This window comes from Janibacter cremeus (assembly GCF_029395675.1).
In the GTDB taxonomy this organism is placed as follows: domain Bacteria; phylum Actinomycetota; class Actinomycetes; order Actinomycetales; family Dermatophilaceae; genus Janibacter; species Janibacter cremeus_A.
On record NZ_CP115184.1, the window covers coordinates 773,326 to 797,439 of the forward strand.

The 24,114-nt window shown below is 72.4% G+C and carries 18 protein-coding genes; 7 read left to right on the top strand and 11 right to left on the bottom strand.

The genetic code is table 11. The annotated features are described in order from the left end of the window. Positions 1-21 precede the first annotated feature (21 nt). The 6 genes from O9K63_RS03525 to O9K63_RS03550 are packed head-to-tail and all read left to right on the top strand — an operon-like array spanning position 22 to position 8,007. Positions 22-1,257: a glycosyltransferase family protein gene (locus O9K63_RS03525; protein ID WP_277240590.1), complete on the top strand. Its 1,236-nt coding sequence runs from the start codon at positions 22-24 to the stop codon at positions 1,255-1,257. Next, positions 1,257-2,534, top strand: a complete 1,278-nt coding sequence (locus O9K63_RS03530) for a glycosyltransferase (protein ID WP_277240592.1) — start codon at positions 1,257-1,259, stop codon at positions 2,532-2,534. Before O9K63_RS03525 ends, O9K63_RS03530 begins: the two co-directional genes overlap by 1 nt. Then, positions 2,531-3,814 (top strand): glycosyltransferase family 4 protein, encoded by a 1,284-nt coding sequence (locus O9K63_RS03535; protein ID WP_277240594.1) that lies wholly within the window; start codon positions 2,531-2,533, stop codon positions 3,812-3,814. Before O9K63_RS03530 ends, O9K63_RS03535 begins: the two co-directional genes overlap by 4 nt. After that, entirely contained in the window at positions 3,811-5,649 is a 1,839-nt protein-coding gene (locus O9K63_RS03540) for an ABC transporter ATP-binding protein (RefSeq protein WP_277240595.1), read from the top strand. The genes O9K63_RS03535 and O9K63_RS03540 overlap by 4 nt, the downstream gene beginning before the upstream one ends. After that, positions 5,636-6,865, top strand: coding sequence for a phosphotransferase (locus O9K63_RS03545; RefSeq protein WP_277240597.1), 1,230 nt, complete (start codon positions 5,636-5,638; stop codon positions 6,863-6,865). The genes O9K63_RS03540 and O9K63_RS03545 overlap by 14 nt, the downstream gene beginning before the upstream one ends. Further along, positions 6,862-8,007, top strand: coding sequence for a phosphotransferase family protein (locus O9K63_RS03550; protein WP_277240599.1), 1,146 nt, complete (start codon positions 6,862-6,864; stop codon positions 8,005-8,007). Before O9K63_RS03545 ends, O9K63_RS03550 begins: the two co-directional genes overlap by 4 nt. 139 nt (positions 8,008-8,146) lie before the next feature. On the opposite strand, the gene O9K63_RS03555 is transcribed toward O9K63_RS03550, so the two are convergent. From O9K63_RS03555 to O9K63_RS03585, 7 genes are all read right to left on the bottom strand, one after another. Then, the gene (locus O9K63_RS03555) at positions 8,147-9,424 is read right to left on the bottom strand and encodes a M18 family aminopeptidase (RefSeq protein ID WP_277240601.1); all 1,278 of its coding nucleotides are present in this window, start codon (positions 9,422-9,424) and stop codon (positions 8,147-8,149) included. Positions 9,425-9,471: 47 nt separating this feature from the next. Next, the gene (locus O9K63_RS03560) at positions 9,472-10,194 is read right to left on the bottom strand and encodes a DUF4191 domain-containing protein (RefSeq protein WP_277240603.1); all 723 of its coding nucleotides are present in this window, start codon (positions 10,192-10,194) and stop codon (positions 9,472-9,474) included. A 36-nt stretch (positions 10,195-10,230) separates the two neighbouring features. Then, positions 10,231-11,286 carry a lipoyl synthase gene (gene lipA, locus O9K63_RS03565; RefSeq protein ID WP_277240604.1) on the bottom strand — a complete coding sequence of 352 codons (1,056 nt, stop codon included), beginning with the start codon at positions 11,284-11,286 and terminating at the stop codon, positions 10,231-10,233. Between the two features lie 106 nt (positions 11,287-11,392). Next, positions 11,393-13,531 carry an acyltransferase family protein gene (locus O9K63_RS03570; protein ID WP_277240605.1) on the bottom strand — a complete coding sequence of 713 codons (2,139 nt, stop codon included), beginning with the start codon at positions 13,529-13,531 and terminating at the stop codon, positions 11,393-11,395. A gap of 108 nt (positions 13,532-13,639) precedes the next feature. Further along, complete coding sequence (gene lipB / locus O9K63_RS03575; protein ID WP_277240607.1) at positions 13,640-14,296, bottom strand: lipoyl(octanoyl) transferase LipB; 657 nt, start codon at positions 14,294-14,296, stop codon at positions 13,640-13,642. A 4-nt stretch (positions 14,297-14,300) separates the two neighbouring features. Further along, complete coding sequence (locus tag O9K63_RS03580; RefSeq protein WP_277240609.1) at positions 14,301-15,026, bottom strand: peptidase E; 726 nt, start codon at positions 15,024-15,026, stop codon at positions 14,301-14,303. A 75-nt stretch (positions 15,027-15,101) separates the two neighbouring features. Next, complete coding sequence (locus tag O9K63_RS03585; protein WP_277240611.1) at positions 15,102-15,947, bottom strand: aldo/keto reductase; 846 nt, start codon at positions 15,945-15,947, stop codon at positions 15,102-15,104. A gap of 98 nt (positions 15,948-16,045) precedes the next feature. Between O9K63_RS03585 and O9K63_RS03590 the strand changes: the two genes are divergently transcribed. Further along, the gene (locus O9K63_RS03590) at positions 16,046-17,689 is read left to right on the top strand and encodes a serine/threonine-protein kinase (RefSeq protein WP_277240613.1); all 1,644 of its coding nucleotides are present in this window, start codon (positions 16,046-16,048) and stop codon (positions 17,687-17,689) included. A 3-nt stretch (positions 17,690-17,692) separates the two neighbouring features. Here the strand turns inward: O9K63_RS03590 and O9K63_RS03595 are convergent, their stop codons facing one another. The 4 genes from O9K63_RS03595 to O9K63_RS03610 form a co-directional block, all read right to left on the bottom strand. Continuing rightward, positions 17,693-18,601 (bottom strand): TIGR01777 family oxidoreductase, encoded by a 909-nt coding sequence (locus O9K63_RS03595; RefSeq protein ID WP_277240615.1) that lies wholly within the window; start codon positions 18,599-18,601, stop codon positions 17,693-17,695. Position 18,602: 1 nt separating this feature from the next. Continuing rightward, complete coding sequence (gene sucB / locus O9K63_RS03600; protein WP_277240617.1) at positions 18,603-20,555, bottom strand: 2-oxoglutarate dehydrogenase, E2 component, dihydrolipoamide succinyltransferase; 1,953 nt, start codon at positions 20,553-20,555, stop codon at positions 18,603-18,605. Between the two features lie 219 nt (positions 20,556-20,774). Then, positions 20,775-22,184, bottom strand: coding sequence for a dihydrolipoyl dehydrogenase (gene lpdA, locus O9K63_RS03605; RefSeq protein WP_277240619.1), 1,410 nt, complete (start codon positions 22,182-22,184; stop codon positions 20,775-20,777). Between the two features lie 369 nt (positions 22,185-22,553). Further along, positions 22,554-24,062 carry a leucyl aminopeptidase gene (locus O9K63_RS03610; RefSeq protein WP_277240621.1) on the bottom strand — a complete coding sequence of 503 codons (1,509 nt, stop codon included), beginning with the start codon at positions 24,060-24,062 and terminating at the stop codon, positions 22,554-22,556. Positions 24,063-24,114: the final 52 nt, after the last annotated feature.

Here is a 24,114-nt window from a genome sequence, read left to right on the forward strand (position 1 = left end):
CCGGGTCGCACAGTGGTGGCCATGAGCACCCCCCGCCGGCGCCGGATCGCCTTCTACTCCCACGACACCCAGGGACTGGGGCACATCCGCCGCAACATCGCCCTCGCCGGGGCGATCGTCGCCGCCGAGCCGGACACGGACGTCCTCGTCCTCACCGGTGCCCCGCAGGCCACCTCCCTGCCGCTCCCGCCGAACACCGAGGTCGTCACGGTCCCGACCGTGGCCAAGGACGCCGACGGCCGCTACGCCGCGCGGACCTTCGCGATGGACCTCGCCTCGGTGCTCACCCTGCGCTCGAACCTCATCACCACCGCCCTGATGGCCTTCGCCCCCGACGTCGTGGTCGTCGACAAGGTCGCCCGCGGCCTCGACGGTGAGCTCGAGCAGGGCCTTGCCGCCCTGCGCGCCGTCCGCGGGCACACCACCGGCGCCCGGCCCCGCGTCGTCCTGGGTCTGCGCGACATCCTCGACGACCCGCTCACCGCCACCCGGGAGTGGCGGGCCGCGGGCACCACGCAGGCGATCGTGGAGCACTACGACGAGGTGTGGGTCTACGGTGACCGGTCGGTCGTCGACGTGGCCCGCGCCTACGACCTCCCGGCCGCCGTCGCCACCAAGATCCGCTACACCGGATACCTCGCCGAGGGCCGCTCGGAGGGCCTGGTCGCCCCCCGCGACGAGCCGCGCCGCCGCCCGGTCCCGCGCCCCTACGTGCTCTGCATGGTCGGCGGCGGCCAGGACGGCTACGACACGGCGCTCGCCTTCGCCCGCACGACCTACCCGCCCGGGCACACCGGCGTCATCGTCACCGGCCCGTACATGCAGCCCTCGCTGCGGCGCCGCCTCACCGCGATCGCCGAGGAGCGCGGGGACCTCCTCGTCCGGGACTTCGTCACCAACAGCATCGAGCTCATCGCCGGCGCCCGGGCCGTTGTGTCCATGGGCGGTTACAACACCGTGTGCGAGGTGCTCACCGAGGACGTCCCCGGTCTCGTCGTCCCACGGGTGCGTCCCCGCCTCGAGCAGCTCGTGCGCGCCGAGCGCCTGAGCGGCCTGGGCCTCGTCGACTCGATGCACCCCGACCATGTCGTCCCCGAGCGGCTGTCCGAGTGGCTCGCCGACGCGGTGACGTCCCCCGCCGCACGGGACCGCGGCGCCATCGCCCTCGACGGCCTGCGCCGCGTCCCCACCCTCGTCGCCGAGCTGCACTCCGCCTCGGCGCCCACGCCCCACGTCCTGCAGGAGATGGCCAGCTGATGACCGCCACGACCACCGGCTCCGCCCCGCGCGTCGGGTACGTGCTGAAGATGTACCCGCGCTTCTCCGAGACCTTCATCGTCCACGAGATCCTCCAGCAGGAGGCCGTCGGGACGCACGTGGAGATCTTCTCGCTGCGCCTGCCGATCGACGGACGCTTCCACGAGTCCCTCGCCCGGGTGCAGGCCCCCGTCACCTACCTCTCGCGGGAGCACCGCGCGAGCACCTTCTGGGCGGCGCTGCGCACGGCCGCGGTGGAGGTGCCCTCGCTCCACGAGCACCTCGAGGAGCTGCTCGCGGCACCCGAGGACGAGGCCCTGGCGGCGGTCGAGCTCGCCGGTGCGATCCGCCGCTCGGGACTGCAGCACCTGCACGCGCACTTCGGCTCGATCGCCGCCGAGGTCGCGCGCCTCGCGGCCCGGCTGGCCGGCATCACCTGGTCCTTCACCGCGCACGCCAAGGACATCTTCCACGAGAGAGTGGACCCGGCGTCATTGGCGACCCTGCTGCGCGAGGCGCACACGACCGTGACCGTCAGCGACTTCAACCTCCGCCACCTCCAGCAGACCTTCCCCGGCGCGGCCGACCGCGTGGTCCGGCTGTACAACAGCGTCGACCTCGAGGCCTTCCCCTTCACGGCGAAGGGGGCCACCCCCGGCCCCGTCCGCGTCGCCGCGGTCGGTCGGCTGGTGGAGAAGAAGGGCTTCGGTGACCTCCTCACCGCCGTCGCGGCACTCGTGGCGGACGGTCGCCGGGTCCACCTCGACCTCGTGGGCACCGGCCCGCTCGAGGCGGCCCTGCGCGAGCAGGTGCGCGCGCTCGGTCTGGACGACGTGGTGACGATGCACGGCGCCCTGCCGCAGACCCGGGTGCGCGAGATCGTCGCGGACGCCGACGTCTTCGCGGCCCCGTGCGTCATCGGCGCCGACGGCAACCGCGACGGCCTGCCGACCGTCCTGCTCGAGGCGCTCGCCCTGGGCACGCCCGCCGTGTCGACCCCGGTGACCGGTATCCCCGAGATCGTGCGCCACGAGGCGACCGGCCTGCTCGTCCCGGAGTCGGACCCGAGCGCCCTGGCCGCCGCGATCGCACGCACCGTCGACGAGCCGGCCGATGCGGTCCGCCGGGCGCTGGCCGCCCGGGAGCTGCTCGAGGCGGACTTCGACTTCCGCGACCACGCGGTGACCCTGCAGGGGATCTTCCGTCGCGCCATCGCCTCCCGCGCCGGCGGGGCCGCCGGTGCGGGCGTGGTCGCCATGTCAGGAGCGCGGGCATGAAGCGCGTCGCCTACGTCTCCACCGACCCCGGCGTCCCCGTCTTCGGGAGCAAGGGTGCCTCCGTCCACGTCCAGGCCGTCGTGCGCGAGCTGCTGCGACGCGGCGCCGAGGTGCACCTGGTCGCCGCCCGCGTCGGCGGGGACCGCCCCCGCGGGCTCGAGGACGTCGTCGTCCACGAGCTGCCGAGGATCACGGGGGAGCCGGGCGCCGAGCGGGAGGCCTCTGCCCGTCGCTCGGCCGCGGCCGCTGTCGATGTGCTGGCCCTGCTGCACGGCGAGCGGCCGCTCGATCTGGTCTACGAGCGCTACTCACTGTGGTCGGACGCCGCCATGGCCTGGGCCGGCGACCACGATGTCGACGGCGTGCTGGAGGTCAACGCACCCCTGATCGACGAGCAGGCGCAGCACCGTGTCCTCGCCGACCGGGCCGGCGCCGAGGCCATCGCCACGCGGGCCTTCGACGCGGCCACCTCGGTCGTCACCGTCTCCGAGCCGGTGGCGCGGTGGGTCGCCGAGCGCACCGGCAACCGCGCCGTGCACGTCGTGCCCAACGGCGTCGACACGCGGCACATCCGGCCGGGTGGTTTCGAGGCGCCCACGCAGAGCGTGGGACCCGGGCCGCAGGCGGCCTCGCACCTCAACCACCGCGGGTCGAGGTGCGAGGAGTTCGGCGACGAGCCTCGAGACCCCAGGCCCTTCACCGTCGGTTTCGTCGGCACCCTCAAGCCCTGGCACGGGGTCGAGGTGCTCCTGGAGGCCTTCGCCCGCCTCGCCCGCACCGACGCGGACGCGCGGTTGCGGCTCGTCGGTGACGGGCCCCAGCGCGAGGCCCTCGCGGCGCAGGCCGACCGGCTCGGCGTGGCCGAGCGCGTCGACCTCGTCGGTGCGGTCGTGCCCGAGGAGATGCCCGCCCAGCTCGCGGCGATGGGCGTCGCCGTCGCCCCGTACCCGCAGCTGCCGGACTTCTACTTCTCGCCGCTGAAGATCTACGAGTACCTCGCCGCGGGCCTGCCCGTCGTCGCCAGCGACATCGGCCCCTGCGCCGAGATCCTCGACGACGGCGACCTCGGCGTGCTCGTCGCCCCCGGGGACGTGGCCGGGCTCGCAGCGGTGCTCGCCGGGCTGCGCGCGGACCCGCTGATCCGTGCCGACCTCGCCCGGGCCGGCCGGGACGCGGCCGTGGCCCGCCACGACTGGAGCCTCGTCGTCTCCCGGATCCTCGCCACCCTGCCCGTGCGCCAGTCATCCTTGGCCGACGACCTCCTCGGGCGGATCGCATGAGCGGGGCCCCGCTGCCGAGGACGAAGAAGCCCAAGGACCTGCGCGAGGCGATCCCCGGGCTGCGCCGCCTCCTGCCGCACGTGCGCCCGCACCTGCGCCGCCAGCGCCTGCTCATCGCCGGCGGTGGCGGCGCGATGGCGCTCGAGGTCGTCATGCGCCTCCTCGAGCCGTGGCCGATGAAGTTCGTCATCGACGGCGTCATCGGGCAACTCGGCGCGGACCTGGCGGGTGACCAGCCGCAGAACCTCCAGCAGGTGCTCGTCCTGGCCTGCCTCGGCCTGCTCGGCATCGTGCTGCTGCGTGCCGCTGCGAGCTACGCGATGACGGTGTGCTTCGCGCTGGCCGGCAACCGGCTGCTCACCGCGGTGCGCGCGGACGCCTTCGCCCACATGCAGAAGCTCTCGCTCTCCTTCCACGACAAGGCCCGCACCGGTGACCTCGTGCAGCGGATCACCAGCGACGTCGGACGGCTGAAGGAGGTCGCGGTCACGGCCGCACTCCCGCTGCTGGGCAACGTGATCACGCTCGTCGCCATGCTCGGCGTGGTGATCGTCATGGACTGGCAGCTCGCGCTGTGCATGCTCGTGGTCTTCCCGGTCTTCTTCCTCACCGGGCGCAGCGTGACCGGCCGCATCCACGAGGTCTCCCGCAAGCAGCGCAGGGCCGAGGGGAAGCTGGCGACCCTGGCCACCGAGACGCTCGGATCGATGAAGGTGGTGCAGGCCTACACGCTCGAGGGCGTCATGCAGTCGCGCTTCGCCTCGGACAACCTCAAGACCCTCAAGGACGGGGTGAAGGCGAAGAAGCTCTCCGCCGGCCTCGAGCGCTCGACGGACGTCCTCGTCGGTCTCGCGACCGCGCTGGTGCTCTTCGTCGGTGCCCAGCGGGTCCTCGCCGGTGCGCTGACGCCGGGCGAGCTGGTCGTCTTCGTCACCTACCTCAAGGCGGCCTTCAAGCCGATGCGTGACCTCGCGAAGTACACCGGACGCATCGCCCAGGCGGCGGCCTCCGCGGAGCGGGTCGTCGACGTGCTCGACACCGAGCCCACCGTCCGCGACACCTCGTGGGCCCGCTCCGACCGTCGCCTCCTCGGGGACGTCGAGCTGTCCGACGTGTGGTTCTCCTACGTCCCCGGCCATCCCGTCCTGCGTGGCATCAACCTGCGGATCAGGAAGGGGGAGAAGGTCGCCTTCGTCGGCCCGTCGGGGGCGGGGAAGTCCTCCCTCGCCGGTCTGCTGCTGCGCACGCACGACCCGGACTCCGGGGCGGTGCGCCTCGACGGCTGGGACGTGGAGGACCTGGCCGTCCGCGACGTCCGCAGCCAGATCGCGATGGTGCTGCAGGAGAGCCTGCTCTTCGCCACGACCGTCCGCGACAACATCGCCATGGGCGTGCCCGAGGGCGGCGACGAGGTCACCGACGACCAGGTGGTCGCGGCTGCCCGGGTCGCCGGGGCGCACGACTTCATCACCGCCCTGCCCCAGGGCTACGACACGGTCGTGTCGGAGCGAGGGGGGACGCTCTCCGGCGGGCAGCGCCAGCGGATCGCGATCGCCCGCGCGGTGGTGCGCGACGCGCCCGTGGTCATCCTGGACGAGGCGACGACCGGGCTCGACGGGACGACCGAGGACGAGGTCGTCGCGGCCCTCGACCGGCTGACGCGGGGGAGGACGACGATCGTCATCACCCACGACATGGACGCGGCCCGCAGCGCCGACCGGGTGGTGTGGATCGAGGCGGGGCGGATCGTCGACTCCGGCCCCCCGGAGGAGGTCCTGGCCCGCCACGCCGACGAGGTCGGGGTCGAAGGCGGTGCCCTCCATGCGCTCCGCTGAGGCACATGCCCTGCTCGCCGCACACGACGGTGCCCTGCCCGGTCTGTCGGCTCTCCTCGACGACGCGGTCCTGTCCGAGCGGCTCGGCGCCCCGAGCACTCGTAGCTATTTGCGGTACAAGACCGGCACCAACGCTACCGCCCTCGTCGACGTCGACGGCCGGGCCGCCATCGCGAACGCCTGGCCTGCCGGCGGCGGCGCCAAGCGCGTCAAGGCCCTCACCGACGTCGACCCTGACGACGTCCTCCTCGACGCGCCCAAGGAGGGGCTGCTCGTCGTCGACGCGATGGCCGATCGCCGGCTGCCCGCGCTGCGGCACCTCGTGCGCACCGGTCGGGTGGGCCCGTGGCTGGCCCGGCGGGGCCACCCGGTCGACCCGCAGGCGAGCCCGCGCACACTGGCCCACAAGCCGGCCCGGCGATGGGTCGGCAGCCTCCCGCTGACGGGGGAGCGAACCGGTGGGCACGTGGTCCTGCGGGCCTACACCCCGGACGAGTTCGGCGGCGCCCTCGCCGCGCACGACCTCCTCGCCCCGGACCGCCGTACCTCCCTCCGCCTGCCGCGCGTGCTGCGCGCCCACCGGCGCGGTCTCCTCGCCCTCGAGCACCTGCCCGGTTCCACCCTCGAGGAGGCGGTGGACGCCTCCTCGCTCCGGCGTCTCGGAGCCGGTCTGGGGGAGCTGCACGCCAGTGGGCGCAGCGACCGGGTCGCCACCGACCGCAGCGAGGAGACCTCCGGTCTGGACGTCGTCGCGCCCGTCCTCGGGGCCACCGTCGACGCCGCCGCCGACGTCCGCGCGGCGGCGAGCGCCGCCCTTCGTCCCTCGAGGGGGAGCATCATCCACGGCGACCTCTCCCTCGACCAGGTTGTGACCGACGGCGACGGACTCGGCCTCATCGATCTCGACCGGGCCCGGGTCGGGAACCCGCTCGACGACCTCGCGAGCCTGCTCGCCGCGGCCGGGCTCGAGACCCTGCCCTCCGGCGGGGCCACGGCGGCTGCCGTGCTCGTCGAGCGGCTGCGGGGCCCGCTCGTCGCCGGCCACACGAGCACGTGGACCGGCCCGCTCGGGGAGGACCTCGGGCCACGGACCGCACTGGCCCTGCTCGAGCGAGCCGGGGAACCCTTCCGCTCCGGCCACCCCGACTGGCCCGACGTCACGCGCGAGCTGATCGTCCTCGCCGGGACACTCGCCGACGGGAAGGTCCGCGCATGACACCGGCCACCGCCTTCCCGTCCGTGGGCACGACGGCCGCCGAGCACGGCCTGACCCTCGTGCGCGCCCACCCGCGTCCCGACCGGCTGCACCTCGACCTGACCGACGAGGAGGGCCGCCGGGTCATCGGGCAGTGGATCGTCGAGGGGGCGCAGCAGGTCGCCGCCGCCACCGAGGCCGTCGCCCCCGGGCGGGTGCGCCTGCTCGGTCGGCACCTGGTCCTCCAGGCGAAGGGGGCGGACCGTCGCCTGCCCGCACTGGCCGCGCTCGTCGCCGACGGCGCGGAGCTGGTCGTGCACCGACCCGAGCGACGGGCGGTCGTGCGCACCGGAGCCCCCCACTCCCCGCTGGGTGGAGGTGAACGCGCGGGTGGATCGTCGGCGAGCCCACATCCACCCGAGGTCGTCTACACCAAGGTCGTGCGGCCGCGGCGCACCGCCGACCTCGTGCGCCGGATGGAGCAGGCGGCCGCGGTGCCGGGACTGGATGTCCCGCGCGTCGTCGCGGCGGACGAAGGTGCCGGGACGGTCCGCATGTCCACGCTCCCGGGACGCACGCTGCACGACCTGCTCGCCGAAGGGGGCACTGACGCCGCCGAGCGCATCGGGGCCGCCGCGCGCACGCTGCACTCGGCCGGGGAGATCGACGGCGTCCCCGGTCACGACCTCACGGCCGAGTTGGGGGCGACGCGGGGCCTGATCGACCTGGCGCGCACGCACCACGCCCTGGGGCATCGTGTCCTGGAGACGCTGGGGCGGGACGTGGAGCGGGCCGCGACGGCCATCGCGGCGGCCGGTCCGGTCGCGCGGCGCAGCCTGCTCCACCGCGACCTGCACGACAAGCAGCTGCTCGTGGACAGGGACGGTGTCGGGATGCTCGACGTCGACACCCTCGGGCTCGGTGACCCCGCGCTCGACCTGGGCAACCTGCTCGCCCACCTCGACCTGCGCGTGGAGCAGGGGTGGGCGTCACGGCAGACCGCGGACGTGGTCGAGGACGGGGTCCTCTCCGGGTACCGACCCGGCGCCCGCACGCGGGCGGCGGCGGCGGGGTACCGGGCGCTCACCCGTGCACGGCTGCGGGCGCTCTACGCCTTCCGTCCGGGAGACCTCCCGGCGCACCCGGACATCGCAACTGCCTAGGCTCCTGCGACAACCCGCCCCTCTCCCTTCGCAACTGCCTAGGCTCCTGCGAAGGGGGGCGCGCAACTGCTTAGGCTCCTGCGAAAACCCGGGCCCCTCCCTTCGCAACTGCTTAGGCTCTTGCGAGCGGAAGGGGGATTCAGCCGCGGAAGAAGGCCTGCGCCACCCGCGTCAGGTCCAGCAGGTCGCTCGTACCGGCGAGCTCGCGGGCAGAGTGCATCGACAGGATCGGGATGCCCACGTCGACGGTGCGGATCCCCAGCCGGGTGGCGGTGATCGGGCCGATCGTCGACCCGCAGGGCACCGTGTTGTTGGAGACGAAGTCCTGGCTGGTCACCCCGGCCGCCTCGCACCACCGGTGCCAGGCGGCGCCGCCGGCGCCGTCGCTGGCGTAGCGCTGGTTGGCGTTGAGCTTGAGGATCGGCCCGGAGCCGAGCAGCGGGCGCACGTGGGGGTCGTGCTTGTCGGCGAAGTTCGGGTGCACCGAGTGGCCGACGTCGCTGGAGACGCACCACGACGAGGCGAGGGCGCGCATCCGCTCGGACCGGTCCGCGCCGAGCGCCAGCCCCAGGCGCTCGAGGACGTCCTGCAGGAAGGGCCCGCCCGCGCCCGAGCGGGTCGCGGAGCCGACCTCCTCGTGGTCGAAGACGGCCAGCACCGGGATGTGGTCGCTCGCGATGTCGTCGCCGACGGCCGCCAGGGCGACCGTGCCGGCGTGCACGCTCGCGAGGTCGTCCAGGCGCCCCGCCGCGAGGAAGACCTCGTCGCGCCCGAAGACGACACCACGGGCGCTGTCGGCCGTGACGACGTCGTACCCGCGGATGCGCGAGGCGTCGACGCCGGCGGAGGCCGCCAGCTCGGCGAGGAGGTCGGCGGAGTCCGCGGCGCCCACGCCCCACACCGGCTGCGTCTGCGACTGCTTGTCGAGCGCGAAGCGCTCGTTGGCCTCGCGGTCGAGGTGGATGGCCAGCTGCGGCAGCCGCAGCAGCGGACCGGAGTCGGCCAGGACCTCGCTCCCGTCGTCGAGGACCAGTCGTCCGGCCAGGCGCAGCTCACGGTCGAGCCAGGAGTTCAGCAGCGGGCCGCCGTAGATCTCCACGCCCGCCTGCAGCCACCCGTGCCTGCCGGTGCTCGGCTGGGGCTTGAGCTTGAAGCCGGGGGAGTCGCTGTGCGCGCCGAAGATGCGTACCGGCGTCGTCGGTGTCGCCGACGCGGGGACCACCCAGGCGATGACGGCCCCGTCGCGCACGACGAGGTACCGGCCCGGGGTGTGCGGCCAGGCACTCGTCTCGTCCACGGCCGTGAAGCCGCTCTCCTGCAGCCGGCGGGCCACCTCGGCGGCCGCGTGGTAGCTGGAGGGGGAGGCGTCGACGAAGGCGGCGAGGTCCTCGGCGTGGGCGATCGGTGCTGCGGGCACGGGTGCTCTCCTGGAGGGGTCGGACGGGTGCGGTCGTGCTCGCAGGGTCAGCGTCCGCGCAGGGCCTTGCGGTCCATCCGGGCCTTGTTCGGGTCGACACCGGCGGGCATGCCCTGACGCAGGCCGGGGAGGGACTTCAGCCGCTTGTTGACCACCGACAGCTCCTCCTTGGACAGGTGCGGCCGCAGCTTGATCAGGGTGGTGCGGATCTTGCGGGCGGGGAGCTCACCCTCGCCGGTGCCGACGATGTAGGTGTGGATCGGCACGCCCGGCGCCACCCGACTGACCTTCTTGCTCTCCTTGGCGAAGAGCTTGTCCACGCGGTGCTTCGGCCCCTCGCCGAGCAGCACGACGCCCGGACGGCCGAGGGCGCGGAAGACCATCGCGGCGTTCTGGACGTCGTTCGGCTTGGTCGCGTCCGCGGCGACCGGCTCCTGGTCGTAGTACCAGCCGCGCTTGACCGCCGACAGGCCACCGAGGGCGGCGCCGCGTTGCCCGTCCATCTGGCTGAAGGCGGCACGCTCGCCACGACGGGAGAGCACGATCATGGCGGCGAGGATGCCGACCGGCAGGGCGATGAGCAGCGAGGACCAGATGTGGCCCATGATCAGCCCGATGGCCGCGCCGACGGCGAGCACGCCGACGAAGGCAAGCAGCATCCACAGGTTCACCTGCGGGTCGATCTGCTTGATCGTCTTGTAGACGGACCAGAACCTCTTGAACGGGTTCTCGCGCTTCGGCTTCTTGGGCTTGTCGGACTTACGGGCCATGAGGGGTGAGTCTAGTTCCTTCCCGGGGTGCCCCGGTCAGCCGTCGGTGCCGGTGGCCGGCTGGTCGAGGATCTCCTGTGCGCGGCTCTTCGCCACGAGCGTCGAGGCCTCCTGGCGGGCCGGCTCGTCGATGGCGTCGGCGAGGTGGGAGAGGTGCTCGGGGATCGGGCGACCCCACTTGCGCATCGCCGTGGCGTAGAGACGCCCGGCGCGGTAGCTCGAGCGCACGAGCGGACCGGCCATGACGCCCTTGAGACCGAGCTCCTCGCCGACGGTGCTCCAGTGCACGAACTCGTCCGGCTTGACCCACCGGTCGATCGGGTGGTGCAGCTTCGAGGGGCGCAGGTACTGCGTGATGGTGAGGATGTCGCAGCCGGCGTCGACGAGGTCGTTGATCGCCTGCTCGACCTCGTGCTCCTCCTCGCCCATCCCGAGGATGAGGTTGGACTTGGTCACCAGGCCGGCCTCGCGGGCCATCGAGAGGACCTTGAGGGACTTGTCGTAGGTGAAGGCCGGGCGGATCTGCTTGAAGATCCGCGGGACCGTCTCGAGGTTGTGCGCGAAGACCTCCGGCTGGGCGTCGAAGACCTGCTGGACCAGCTCGGGCTTCGCACCGAAGTCGGGCGGGAGGATCTCCACCCCGGTGTTGGGGTTGAGTGCGTGGATCTGCCGGATCGTCTCCGCGTAGAGGCCTGCGGCGCCGTCGGGCTGGTCGTCCCGGGCGACGCCGGTGACGGTGGAGTAGCGCAGGCCCATCTCCTGGACGGACTCCGCGACGCGACGCGGCTCGTCCATGTCCAGACTCGTCGGACGGCCCGTGGCGATGTCGCAGAAGTCGCAGCGGCGGGTGCACACGTCACCACCGATGAGGAAGGTCGCCTCGCGGTCCTCCCAGCACTCGAAGATGTTGGGACAGCCGGCCTCCTGGCACACGGTGTGCAGGCCCGCTCCGCTGACGCGGCCCTTCATCGCGTTGTACTCGGGGCCCATCTTGGCGGTCGTCCGGATCCACTCCGGCTTGCGCTCGATGGGGGTCTCGGCATTGCGTGCCTCGACACGCAGCAGACGACGTCCTTCGGGTGCGACGGTCACGCAACTCTCCTGGCACTGATCGACGGCCCGGGAGGTGGCCGGGCTCACTCCCAGCGTACGCCGCGCCCGAGCGGGGAGACCAACGGGTGCTCGGCCCCGGCCGGGCTCAGTCCCCCTTCGCCAGCGCCTCCTCGATGGGCTCGGCCATGTACGGGGCCATCGTCCTCACGTAGGTCGCCGAGAGGTGCGATGAGTCGTAGTAGGTGATCACCCCGCCGGTGACCCCACGGCACCGGTCCGAGGAGCAGACGAGGTCGTCGAAGCTGACGTGGCCGACGTTCTCGTGGTCGAGGTTCTTCGCGGCCTCGACGAGCGGGTCGGGATCGACCTTCCACTCCTCGGGCGAGCCGGAGCACTCCTCGAGGTCGTCGGGGTTCTCCGCGACGCACTCGGGGACGTCGAAGGTCGGCTTGGTCGGGTCCTTGATGGCCAGCACGTTGGTGCCCGCCTCGGCCCACGTGGACAGGTAGCTCTCGTAGCCCTCGGTGGCGGGAGGGCCGCTGTCGGACGCGCTGTAGCCGTCGATGGGCGCCGACTGGCGCTCGGAGGTGATGACGAGGTCGTACACGTCCCCCTTCGTCTCCTCCTGGGCCCACTGGCCCCAGTCGTGGCAGTCCTCGCTCTTCTTGTCGGTGTCGAACTCCTGCTTCGCGTCGGTCGCGGCGCACCGGGAGATGATGTAGGTGTCGATCGTCCACCCCTTCTCCTTGCCCAGCTCGCGCAGTGCCGGCAGCCAGTGCCGCGCGTGGGAGTTGCCGACCAGGGCGATCTTCGTCCCGCCGGAGCCGAAGCTGCACGACAGCCGCTGGTCGTACCTGCCCTCCGGGAAGCACTCGTCCTCGTCGATGTCGGCCTTGTCCTTCTTGGCCAGCTCCGGGGTGGGGACGACCTCCCCGTCGGGTGCGACGTTGCACGCCCCCTTCGCCAGCGCTGCGGCCCCGAGGCAGGGGGTCTCCTCCTGCTCGACGGCGGCCAGCTCCTTCTTGGCCACCTCGTTGCGGACCTCCGTCTCGGTCCAGCCCACGGAGCCCAGGACCGCGACCGCGATCATCCCGGCGGCGGAGAGCTGGTAGCTGTAGCGCACCGGCGCCTGCGGGCGGAGGAAGCGGAAGCGGTCCTCGACGTGGACCTTGGTCACCGCGGCGAGCGCGAGCGTCGCCGCGAGGACGACCATGGTGTCGAGGATCCCGAGGTCGCCCCCGCTGGCGTAGGGCAGGAGCGCGATCAGCGGCCAGTGCCAGAGGTAGACCGAGTAGGAGACGTCACCGAGCCACTGGACCGGCCGGTGTCGCAGCAGGGCGGTCGGGGAGAGAGGATGGTCGGAGTCGGCCACGATCACCGCGGCCGTGCCCAGCACCGGCACCAGGGCCGCCGCACCGGGGAACGGGGTGGCCGACGTGTACCACCAGGCGGAGGCGAGCACCGCGGCGATCCCTGCCCATGCGAGGAGCGCACCCGCCATCCCGCGCGGCGCGCGAGCGCCCGTGGCGGCGACGGTGGCGATGAGACCGCCCAGGCCCAGCTCCCACATGCGCGTTGGGGTGATGAAGTAGGCGGCCGCCGGTTGCACGGAGGTGACCCAGACGGAGATGCCGAGGGAGAGGAGGACCACGGCGCCGATCAGGGTGCGCGCCAGGCGCACGAGGGCGAGGTCGCCTGCGATCGCGTCGACCGGGCCGGCAGCGCCGGTCCGCTTCCTGCGTCGGAGGACCACCCAGGTGACGAAGAAGATCAGCAGCGGCCACAGGAGGTAGAACTGCTCCTCCACGGACAGCGACCAGAAGTGCTGGACGGGGCTGCTCATGGCGCCGGCGTCCATGTAGTCGACCGAGCTGGAGGCCAGGGCCCAGTTCTGCACGTAGAGGGTCGAGGCGATGATCTGCCGGGAGATCTCCTCCCACGCGGTGCTCGGTGCCACGAGCCGGGTGGCGACGGCGGTGGTCGCCAGCACCACTAGGGACGCCGGCAGGAGCCGTCGCAGTCGACGCGCCCAGAACGCCCAGAGGTCGTGGCTGGTGCGCGGGGGCTTCTTCAGCAGGTGGGTCGTGATCAGGTAACCGGAGATCACGAGGAAGACGTCCACCCCCACGTAGCCGCCACTGAGCGAGTCCGGCCAGAGGTGGAAGAGCACGACGAGCGTGACGGCGAGGGCCCGCAGGCCCTGGATGTCCTTCCGCAGGCCGGACGGGGCGCCGGGTCGGGAGTCCGTGGCTCGTCGGGGCGGGGCTTCCGCGCTGGCGGTCATCGGGGGAGGTCCTCCGGATAGCGGTCGTACCGGGCGAACCGCAGACGTTACCTCACCGTGACCTTCCTGTCGGGACGAGCGGCTGTCCCCGCCACGGACGAAGGGGGGTCAGGCCCCCTTCGTCAGGGGGAGGTCCTGCGTCATCACCTCGGTGAGGTGCGCCTTGGCCGAAGGGAGGATGTCGGCGACGGTGATGTCGCGCCCCGTCTCGATCGCGAGCGTGGACACGGCCGCGTCCGGGATGCCGCACGGCACGATCGTCTGCGTCCACGACAGGTCGCAGTCCACGTTGAGGCTGAAGCCGTGCATCGCGACGTCCCGGGAGACCCGGATGCCGATCTGGCCGAGCTTGCGGTCCTGGCGGCCGTCGGTCCCGGGCACCCAGATGCCCGAGCGGCCCGGCACGCGCGTCGCGGTCACCCCGACGTCGGCGGCGACGCGGATCATCATCTCCTCGAGACGGCGCACGTGGGCGATGACGTCGCGGCGTCCCGGCAGGTGCGCGATCGGGTAGCCGACGAGCTGGCCGGGGCCGTGCCAGGTGATCTTGCCGCCGCGGTCGACGTCGATGACCGGCGTGCCGTCCATCGGCCGCTCGTGCGGCTCGGTGCGCTTGCCCGCGGTGTAGACCGTCGTGTGCTCGAGCAGCAGCGTCGTGTCCTCGAGGTCACCGGCGACGACCGCCGCGTGAACCCTCTTCTGGTGCTCCCAGGCGGTCAGGTAGTCCACGGTGTCGGGGGCGAAGCCGAGCTCCTCGAAGCGCATGGCATCAGCCTACGCGGCGGGGCTCGAGGCGTTCCTCGACGGCCCGGCCGTCGCCCCCCTTCGTCACGATGTAGGCGCCCTTGCCGTCCACCTCGGCGACGGCCTCGACCAGCTCGGTGCCGCGGTAGACGAGCCCGACGCCGTCGTCGGTGCAGTGCGTCTCGCCGAAGGTCCCCTCCTCCACGAGGGCGTGCACCGTCGGCCGGCGCCGGGCCTCGCTGTCGAAGTGGACGCCGTTGTCGTAGGGGAGCAGCGCCAGACCGTTGGTCACCGGCCTCAGCTCGGGTCCGAAGGAGTCCGTGGCCCCGCCCCGGTACCAGCAGACCGACCCGGCGCTCACGCCGGCGAGGACCACTCCCGCCTCCCAGACCCTGCGGAGGATCACGTCGAGCTCGTGCACCCGCCACACCGCGAGGAGGTTGGCCACCGATCCGCCGTTGACCCAGACGACGTCCTGCTCCATCAGGTGTCCCTCGACGTCCTCGACACTCGGCATCGGGAAGAGGTCCAGGCAGGTCAGGTCGAAGCCGGCGGCGGTCCCGGCCTGGGCGAGGAAGGCGTTGAACCACCGCTGGTCCCCGCCCGCCGTGCCGAGGGTGCACACCTTCGGCCGGGAGGTCGTCCCGGACAGCTCGACCGCGTGGTGGACGAGCCCGGCGAAGGCGAGGTCCCCCCGCTCCGGTCGGGTGTAACCACCGGAGGTGGCGAGGATCGTGGGGTGTCGCGTCATGACCGCAGGCTAGACGCAGACGTCCGGCCCGGGTGGTCACCACCCGGGCCGGTGTTCACCGTTCGGTACCGAGGGTCAGTCAGGCACCACGTCGAAGGTGTCCGGGTCGGGACCGATCCGTCCGCTCGCACCCTGGTCGAGCGCGCTGACCTCGGCCATCTCCTCCCCGGACAGGACGAAGTCGAGGATCTCGAGGTTCTCCTGCATCCGCGCCCGGCGCATCGACTTCGGGAAGATGATGTGGTCGCGCTGGAGGTGCCACCGCAGGGCCACCTGGGAGGCGGTCTTGCCGTGGCGCTCGCCGATGCGGGTCAGGACCTCGTCGTCGATGACCTTCCCCTGGGCGATGGGCGACCACGCCTCGATGCGGATGTCGTGCTCGAGGGAGGCGCTGCGCGCCTGCTCGTTGCCGAAGTAGGGGTGCAGCTCGATCTGGTTCACCGCGGGCACCTCGCCGGTCTCGTCGATGATCCGGGAGAGGTGCGCGGGCTGGAAGTTGCTGACCCCCACCGAGCGGGCGCGACCGTCCTCGCGGAAGCCGGTCAGGGTCCGCCAGGTGGAGACGAAGTCGCCGTCGTAGCGCGTGGGCAGCGGCCAGTGGATCAGGAAGAGGTCGACCCGGTCGGTCCCCAGGCGGCGCAGGGTCTCCTCGAAGGAGCGCTCGGCGTCAGCCGGCCGGTGGTTGCCGTTGTTCAGCTTGCTGGTGATGAAGAGTTCCTCGCGGGGGATGCCGCTCTCCGCGATCGCCTGTCCGACGCCCTCCTCGTTGCCGTACATCTGGGCGGTGTCGATGTGCCGGTAGCCGACCTCGAGCGCGGCGCGGACCGTCTCTGCCGTGTCCTCGGGCGGGACCTGGAAGACGCCGAAACCGAGCTGGGGGATCGAGTGGCCGTCGTTGAGCTGGCTGGTGGGAATGTCCATGGGTGGTACATCCCCGGGTGGCGGCGATTCATTCCACGACCGCGGAAGGATGTGGAAAACCTCACGGTCGGTCCCGGGCTCTCGGCCATCGTGGAGGTATGGACGAGATACCGCCCGAGGTCCCCGGCTACCGCCTGACCACACTCCTGGGCACCGGTGCGACCTCCCGGGTGTGGCGCGCGCGACGTGAGGCCGACGACGAGCTCGTCGCCGTCAAGGTCCTGCCAGGGGAGGCCGGTGAGGAGGCGGTGCGGGAGTTCGCCCTCCTGCAGCAGGCAGCGGGCGACCACGTGGTCACCCTCCACGAGACCCTCGCCCTCGACGGTCCGCAGGGTCCGGCGACGGCGCTGGTCCTCGAGCTGCTCTCCGGCGGCAGCCTCGGGGAGGTCGTCGCTGCCCGCGGCCACCTCACGCCGGGGGAGACGGTCACGATCATCGCCCCCATCGCCCGGGCCCTCGGCGGACTGCACGAGCTGGGCATCGTCCACGGGGACATCAGCCCCGGCAATGTCCTGCTCGCCCCCACCGGGCGGCCCGCGCTGAGCGATCTGGGCTTCTCGCGCCTCACCGGCGAACCGCCCGGCGAGGTCCACGGCACCGACGGTTACGTCGCGCCCGAGGTCCTCGAGGGCGGCGAACCCACCCGCGGCAGTGACGTCCACGCCCTCGGCGCGCTGGCGTGGTTGTGCCTGACCGGCTCCCCGCCCGGGCACGTCACCGAGCGCGGCGACCTGCAGGTCCTCGTCCCCGACGCCCCGGAGCTGGTCCGCGTGATCCAGACCTGTCTCGTCAGCAGCCCGACCGCCCGGCCCGAGGCCGGCGAGGTCGCCCGCGCCGTCTTCGACTCCGCCCCTGCCGAGCCGATCCGCATCACCTCGCCCGGTGATGTCGCCAGCGGCCTGACCCGCCGCATCCGCGAGTCGGCCGCCGCGGACTCACTCGAGGTGCCGCAGTGGCAGCGGGAGCTCATGGCTGCACCCGAGCCCGAGCCCGCCCGCCGCTGGTGGCGGCGTCGGCCCGGGACGAAGGGGGCGACCGTCGCCAGGCGGTCGGCCCGCCATGCCTCGCCGGGGCCCCTCACGTCTCCGGCAGCCCGTGGAGCGCAGACGCCCCGTGGGGCGCGGGTACCGCGGGACGACGCCCCGCTGAGCCCACCCCGGGCGATCGCCCGGGACGCGGCGGAGCGACCGGGATCGGGCCGGGTGGCCCTCGCCGTCGCCGTCGCGATCGGTCTCGTCCTCGTGGGCCTCCTCATCCCCTGGCAGCTCTCCGGTGCGGGCGAGGCAGCCCGCGGTGGCCCGCTCCACGACCCGACGGTGGCGACCGACGGAGCGGAGGAGGCGACCGGCGTCCGCACCGACAGGTCGGCGCCGGAGACGGCGCCGACGCGGCTGGCCCGCGAGCTGACCAGACTGCGGGAGCAGATGGTCCTCGACCTGGACACCGCGGTGCTGGAGCGGCTCGACGCGCCCGGCTCCCCGGCCGCCGAGCGGGACCGCGAGCTGATCGGGACGCTCACCGCCAGCGGGTCGCGCTACCGCGGTGTCGACCTGGCCGTGCGGTCGGCGCAGCTGGAGCGAGCCGGGGGACGGGTCGCGGTGCTGCGGATGACCAGCGATGCCGCGGCCTACACGGTCGTCGGCCCGGAGGGGGAGGAGCAGCGTCCGGCAGCGCACGGGCAGCAGGTCGACCTCGTGCTCGTCTGGGAGACCGGAGCGTGGCGGGTGCGGGACGTGCGGTGAGGGTCAGTCGCGGGGGAAGAGCCAGTCCATCGCGTCGTCGAGCCGAGGGTGGGCGTGCTCGAAGCCGGCGCGCTGGAGCCGCTCGGGGACGACCCTGGCGGAGGCGAGCACCTCGTCGGCGAACTCGCCGAGGGCGGCGCGGATCGCCGTGCGCGGCGTCGGCACGAGGGCCGGGCGGTGCAGCCGTCTGCCGAGTGCGCGGGCCAGATCGCGCTGGCGCACGGGGTGCGGCGCGGTGACGTTCACCGGTCCGGTGATCGAGTCGTCCTCGATCAGTCGGATGTAGGCGGCGACGGTGTCGGCGAGGGTGATCCACGGCATGTACTGCCGTCCCGAGCCGAGTGGTCCGCCGATGCCGAGCCTGCCGACGCGCAGCATCGGCGTCAGGGCGCCGCCGGTCATGGTCAGGACGATGCCGGTGCGGGCGTGCGCGACGGGGATGCCCGCGTCCTTCGCCGGGGTGGTCGCACCCTCCCAGTCGCGGACGACGCCGGCCAGGAAGGTCGTCGCCGGCGTCGAGTGCTCGGTGAGGATCTCGTCGCCGCGATCGCCGTAGATGGCGATCCCGGATGCGGTCACGAGCCGGGTCGGTCCGGCACCCTCGGCCAGCACCCGTGAGACCAGATCGGTGCCGTCGACGCGTGAGGCGTGGATCGTGGCCTTGTACTCGGGCGTCCAGCGGTGGTCGCCGACGCCCGCTCCGGCCAGGTGCACGACCGTGTCGACGTTGGCGAGGTGCCCCGGCGTGAGGTGGCCCGCGTCCGGGTTCCATCGGCGCTCGTGGGGCTCGCTCGGCTCCCGGCGCACGAGGTGGAGGACGTCGTGGCCGCGTTCGCGCAGGGAACGCGACAGCGCGCCGCCGATCAGCCCGGAGGAACCGGTGATGGCGACGCGCTGTCGGGGTGCGGACATGTCAGGCCTCGAAGTTGCCCTCCTCGAGACGGGCCTTGACGGTCCCGAGGAAACGAGCGGCGTCGGCACCATCGACGACCCGGTGGTCGTAGGACATCGCCAGGTACATCATCGACCGGATGGCGATGGTCTCGCCTCCGTCCTCCGAGTTGACGACGACCGGACGGCGCACGATCGACCCGGTGCCGAGCATGCCGACCTGCGGCTGGTTGAGGATCGGCGTGTCGAAGAGCGCCCCGCGGCTGCCGGTGTTGGTGATGGTGAAGGTGCCACCAGCCAGGTCGTCCGGCGTGATCTTCTTGTTGCGGGTGCGGTCGGCGACGTCCGCGATCGCGCGGGCGAGCCCGGCGAGGTTGAGGTCGCCGGCGTTCTTGACCACCGGGGTGATCAGACCGCCCTCGGTGTCCACGGCGATCGAGAGGTTCTCGTCCTTGTGGTAGACGATCTCCTCGCCCTCGACGCTGGCATTGACACCGGGGTGGGCCTTGAGCGCCTCGGCCGTCGCCAGGGCGATGAACGGCAGGAAGGACAGCTTCGTGCCCTCGCGACGCTGGAACTCCGCCTTGGCGGCGTCCCGGACGCGCGAGACCTTGGTCATGTCGACCTCGACGACCGTGGTCAGCTGGGCGCTGACCTGCAGCGACTCCACCATCCGCTTGGCGATGACCTTGCGCAGGCGCGACATCGGCTCACGGGTCCCGCGCTTGGACTGCGGGACGTTGGACTCCAGGCCCGCGGGGACGGCGCCACCATCAGCGGCTGCTGCCGGTGCGGATGCGGCCGGAGCCTCCTGCTGGGCCGGAGCAGCCTCCTGCGGCTGGTTCTTCGCCTTGGCGGCGTCGAGGACGTCCTGCTTGCGGATGCGACCACCGATGCCGGTGCCCTCGACCTGCGCGAGGTCGATGTCGTTGTCCGCGGCGAGCTTGCGCACGAGCGGCGTGACGTAGGCGGCGGCGTCGGAGGGCCCGCTCGACGACGCGGACTCCTTCTTCGGCTCCTCGGCCTTGGGCTCGGGCTTGGACTCCTTCTTGGGCTCCTCGGCCTTGGGCTCGGGCTTGGACTCCTTCTTGGGCTCCTCGGCCTTGGGCTCGGGCTTGGACTCCTTCTTGGGCTCCTCGGCCTTGGGCTCGGGCTTGGACTCCTTCTTGGGCTCCTCGGCCTTGGGCTCGGGCTTGGACTCCTTCTTGGGCTCCTCGGCCTTGGGCTCGGGCTTCGGCTCCTCCTTGGGCTCCTCGGCCTTCGGCTCCTCCTTGGACCCGCCACCGGAGCCACCGACGATCGCGAGGTCGGCGCCGACCTCCACGGTCTGGTCCTCCTCGACGAGGATCTTGGTCAGCGTGCCGGCCACGGGGGAGGGGATCTCGGTGTCGACCTTGTCGGTGGAGACCTCGAGCAGGGGCTCGTCGACCTCGACCTCGTCGCCCTCGGACTTCAGCCACCGCGAGATGGTGCCCTCGGTGACCGACTCACCCAGCGCGGGCATCGAGACGGTCGTCCCGTCGCCGTCGTCACCGGACGACTTCTCCGCGGCGGGCGCGGACTCGGACTCCTCGGCGTCCTCGGAGGACGTGTCGGAGGACTCGGCCTGCGCCGGCTCCTCCTCCGTGTCGTCGGAGGACTCCGCCTCGGAGGTCTCCTCGGCGGGGGCCTCCTCGGACTCGGGCTCCTCGTCCTCGGACTCGTCGGTGGAGTCGTCGCCGGACGAGGCCGGGGCCTCACCGTCACCGATGACCGCGAGGTCGGCTCCGACCTCGACGGTGTCGTCCTCCTCGGCAAGGATCTCCTGGATCGTCCCCGCCACGGGCGAGGGGATCTCGGTGTCGACCTTGTCGGTGGAGACCTCGAGCAGAGGCTCATCCACCTCGACCGTGTCACCGACGTTCTTGAGCCATCGCGTCACGGTGCCCTCGGTCACGGACTCACCCAGCGCCGGCATGGTCACCCGCTCAGACATGCGCCTCTGCTCCTTCTATCGAGATGGGATACGTCACAGACTCTCATGAGTCCTTGTCCAGATGGTTCACGGGCTCGCCATGTATCGGCCCGATCCCGACGTCGCCGCAGGACGGGGCGGACCGCGGCCCGACGCACCCGCACCCGGGCACGGCCCGGGTGGGTGGAGCGGGTCTCGATGCTCATGTGTCTCCGCGTCGCTCGTGTGTTCCCGTACAGCCTATGCGTGTGCGTGCAGCGGTCGTCCAGCGGCGAGCATGGCGGCCTCGCCGAGCGCCTCGCTCTGGGTGGGGTGGGCGTGCACCAGCGGGGTGATGTCCTCCGGGTGGGCCTCCCACCCGACGGCCAGCTGGGCCTCGCTGATCAGCTCGCTGACGCCGAGGCCGATCATGTGCACACCGAGCACCGGACCGTCCTTCTCGCGGACCAGGGTGACCGATCCGCTCGTGCCCCGGATGAGGCTGCGGCCGTTGCCGCCCAGGGGATACGTGACCGTCTCGACCACGCGGCCCTCGCCCAGAACCCCCTTCGCACCGTCCGCGGTGAGCCCGACCGAGGCGATCTCCGGGTCGCTGTAGGTGACCTTGGGGACGGTCACGTCCTCGACCGGCGCGGGCTCGAGACCGGCGACGTCCTCGGCGACGAAGATGCCGTGGGCGAAGCCGCGGTGGGCCAGCTGCGGCCCCGGGACGAGGTCACCGACCGCGCGCACGCCGTCGACATTCGTGCGCAGCCGCTCGTCGGTCGGCACGAAGCCACGCTCGGTCGCGACCCCGGCGTCCTCCAGGCCGATGCCCTCGCCGCGCGGACCGCGCCCGACGGCGACGAGGACGAGGTCGACCTCCAGCGGGTCGCCCTCCTCGAGGTGGACGACGGCGCGCGAGTCGTCGGCGTCGACTGAGGCGACCTTCGTGGAGGTGAGGGTCGTGATCTTGCGCTTCTTGAACTCGCGCGTGAGCTGCTTGGAGATCGCCGGCTCCTCGCCGGCGACGATCCGGTCGAGCGCCTCGACGATCGTCACCTCGGCACCGAAGCTGCGCAGCATCGAGGCGAACTCCACCCCGATGACCCCGCCACCGAGGACGGCCACCCGCTGCGGGATCTCGGCGAGGCTCATCGCCTGGTCGCTCGTCATCACTCGCGGTCCGAGCTCGATGCCCGGGATGGTCTTCGCGTAGGAACCGGTGGCCAGCACCACCGTCGTCCCGGTGACCTCACGGGTCCCCTCCGAGGTCTCGACCGAGACGGTGTGGGCGTCCACGAGGCGCCCCCGGCCCGTGACGACCTCGATGTCGGCCTGCCCGATGAGGCCGGTCAGGCCCTTGTACAGCTGCCCGACGATCTTGTCCTTGCGGGCGTGCAGCGCCTCGGTGTCGATCCCCTCGAAGGTGGTGCGCACCCCGTGCGCGGCCCCGTTGCGTGCCCCGTCGGCGATCTCGGCCGCGTGCAGCAGCGCCTTGGTCGGGATGCACCCGCGGTGCAGGCAGGTCCCGCCGATCTTGTCCTCCTCCACGAGCGCGACCTTCAGGTCGAGTTGCGCGGCGCGCAGGGCGCAGGCGTAGCCGCCGCTGCCGGCACCGAGGATGACGAGGTCGAAGGGGGACGAGGTCGAGGTCGTGGGGTCGGCCACGGGGTGCTCCTTTTGCATGGACTGTGTCCGGGGTCACGGACGGACCCCAGCGTAGAGCGTGCGTCGGTCACCACAGCACAACGGTCGCCGCGCTCTGGCCATCGGCAACGTGCGCCGGGCGCGGTTATCGACTGATGGCCCGGCAATAACCGGGTCATCAGTCGATAACCACGTCATCGACTCGCTGTCACCGCGGTCGACCGGTGATGTCGAACGGACGCAGGGTGGGGGTTGGCCCGACTCATGGACGAAGCCGGCGCACCTCGCCGTCGTGAGGAGACGGGAGACGACGCCGGCTTCGTCCATAGGGCCACCCCCAGCCCTGCGGGAGCGGAAGGCGTCCGGTGACTGCGCTGACAGCGCTGAGGATCAGGCCAGGGAGGCGATGTGCTCCAGGAGGGTGCCGACGGCGACGCCGGTGCCGCCCTTGGGCACGTGGCCCCACGGGCTGCCCTCGTTGAAGGACGGGCCGGCGATGTCCAGGTGCGCCCAGGGGATGGTGTTGCCCTTCGCGTCCTTGGCGAACTCCTGCAGGAACAGGCCCGCCGTCAGGGCGCCACCCATGCGGTCGCCCTTGTGGGCGATGTCGGCCACCGCGGAGTCGAGCGTCGCGCGCAGGTCGGTCGGCAGCGGCAGGGGCCAGCTCGGCTCGTCCGCGCGCTCGGCCGCGCTGGTGATCGACTGGCGGACCGTGTCGTCGTTGCCCATGACGCCGAAGATCTTCGGGCCGAGCGCGACGACGCAGGCGCCGGTGAGGGTGGCGACGTCGAGGATCTGGTCGGGCCCGGACTCGGCGGCCAGGCACATGCCGTCGGCGAGGACCATGCGGCCCTCGGCGTCGGTGTCCAGGATCTCCACGGTCGTGCCGTTGCGCATGGTGACGACGTCACTGGGGCGCTGGGCGTTCGCGCCGGGCATGTTCTCCGCGAGGCAGAGGTAGCCGGTCACGGCGACGGGCAGACCGAGCTCGGCAGCGGCGACGACGGTCGCGGCGACGGCGGCTGCGCCGGCCATGTCGGACTTCATGGTCAGCATGCCCGCGGAGGGCTTGAGGCACACGCCACCGGTGTCGAAGGTGATGCCCTTGCCGACCAGCGCAACGTGGGGGACCTTCTTCGAGCGGGGCGCGTAGGAGAGGGTGACGATCCGCGGCGGTCGCGTGCTGCCCTGACCGACGCCGGTGATGCCGCCGAAGCCGCCGTCGGCCAGCGCCTTCTCGTCGAGGACCTTGACGGTGAGCTTGCCGGGGGAGGCCTTCGCGACCTCCTGCACCGTCTCGGCGAAGGACTGCGGGTAGAGCAGGTTGGGCGCGGTGTTGACCAGGTCGCGGGCCCAGGAGACGTTGCGCGCGACGGTGCTCGCGTGCTCGATGACCTCCTTGGGCGAGGCCTTGCGGTCGAGGTCGGAGAAGACCGTGATCTCCCGGTCGCCACCCTCGTCCGCGGCCGACTTGTGCGCGGTGAAGGTGTACGCGCCGGAGGCGGCGCCCTCGGCGATGGCGGCGAGCTCGGCCGCGTCGTCGTGGGGGAGGGCGAGTGCGACGGAGCCCTTGCCGGCGCTCCGGACGGCCGCACCCGCAGCGCGACGAAGGGAGTCCGAGCCGGCCCGGCCCCCGTCCGCCGCGGCGTCCTTCCCGAGGCCGACGAGGACGACGACGTCCGCCTTGAGGCCGGGAACGGCCGGGACGATCGTCGTCGAGGCGACCTTGGCGTCGACGTCGAGCGAGGGCAGGACGGCGTCCAGGTGCTTTGCGGCGGTCCTCGGCAGGGCGGACGAGGCACGCACGGCCACCTCGTCCCCGGAGCCGACGACGCCGATCACCAGGGATCGGCCGGACCAGGCGGAGTAGGAGCGAGTGCCGAGCATCAACGTGGTCACGTCGGGGGAACCTTTCGGTCGTGTCTTGGTGGTCGTGCCAACAGGGAGGCTA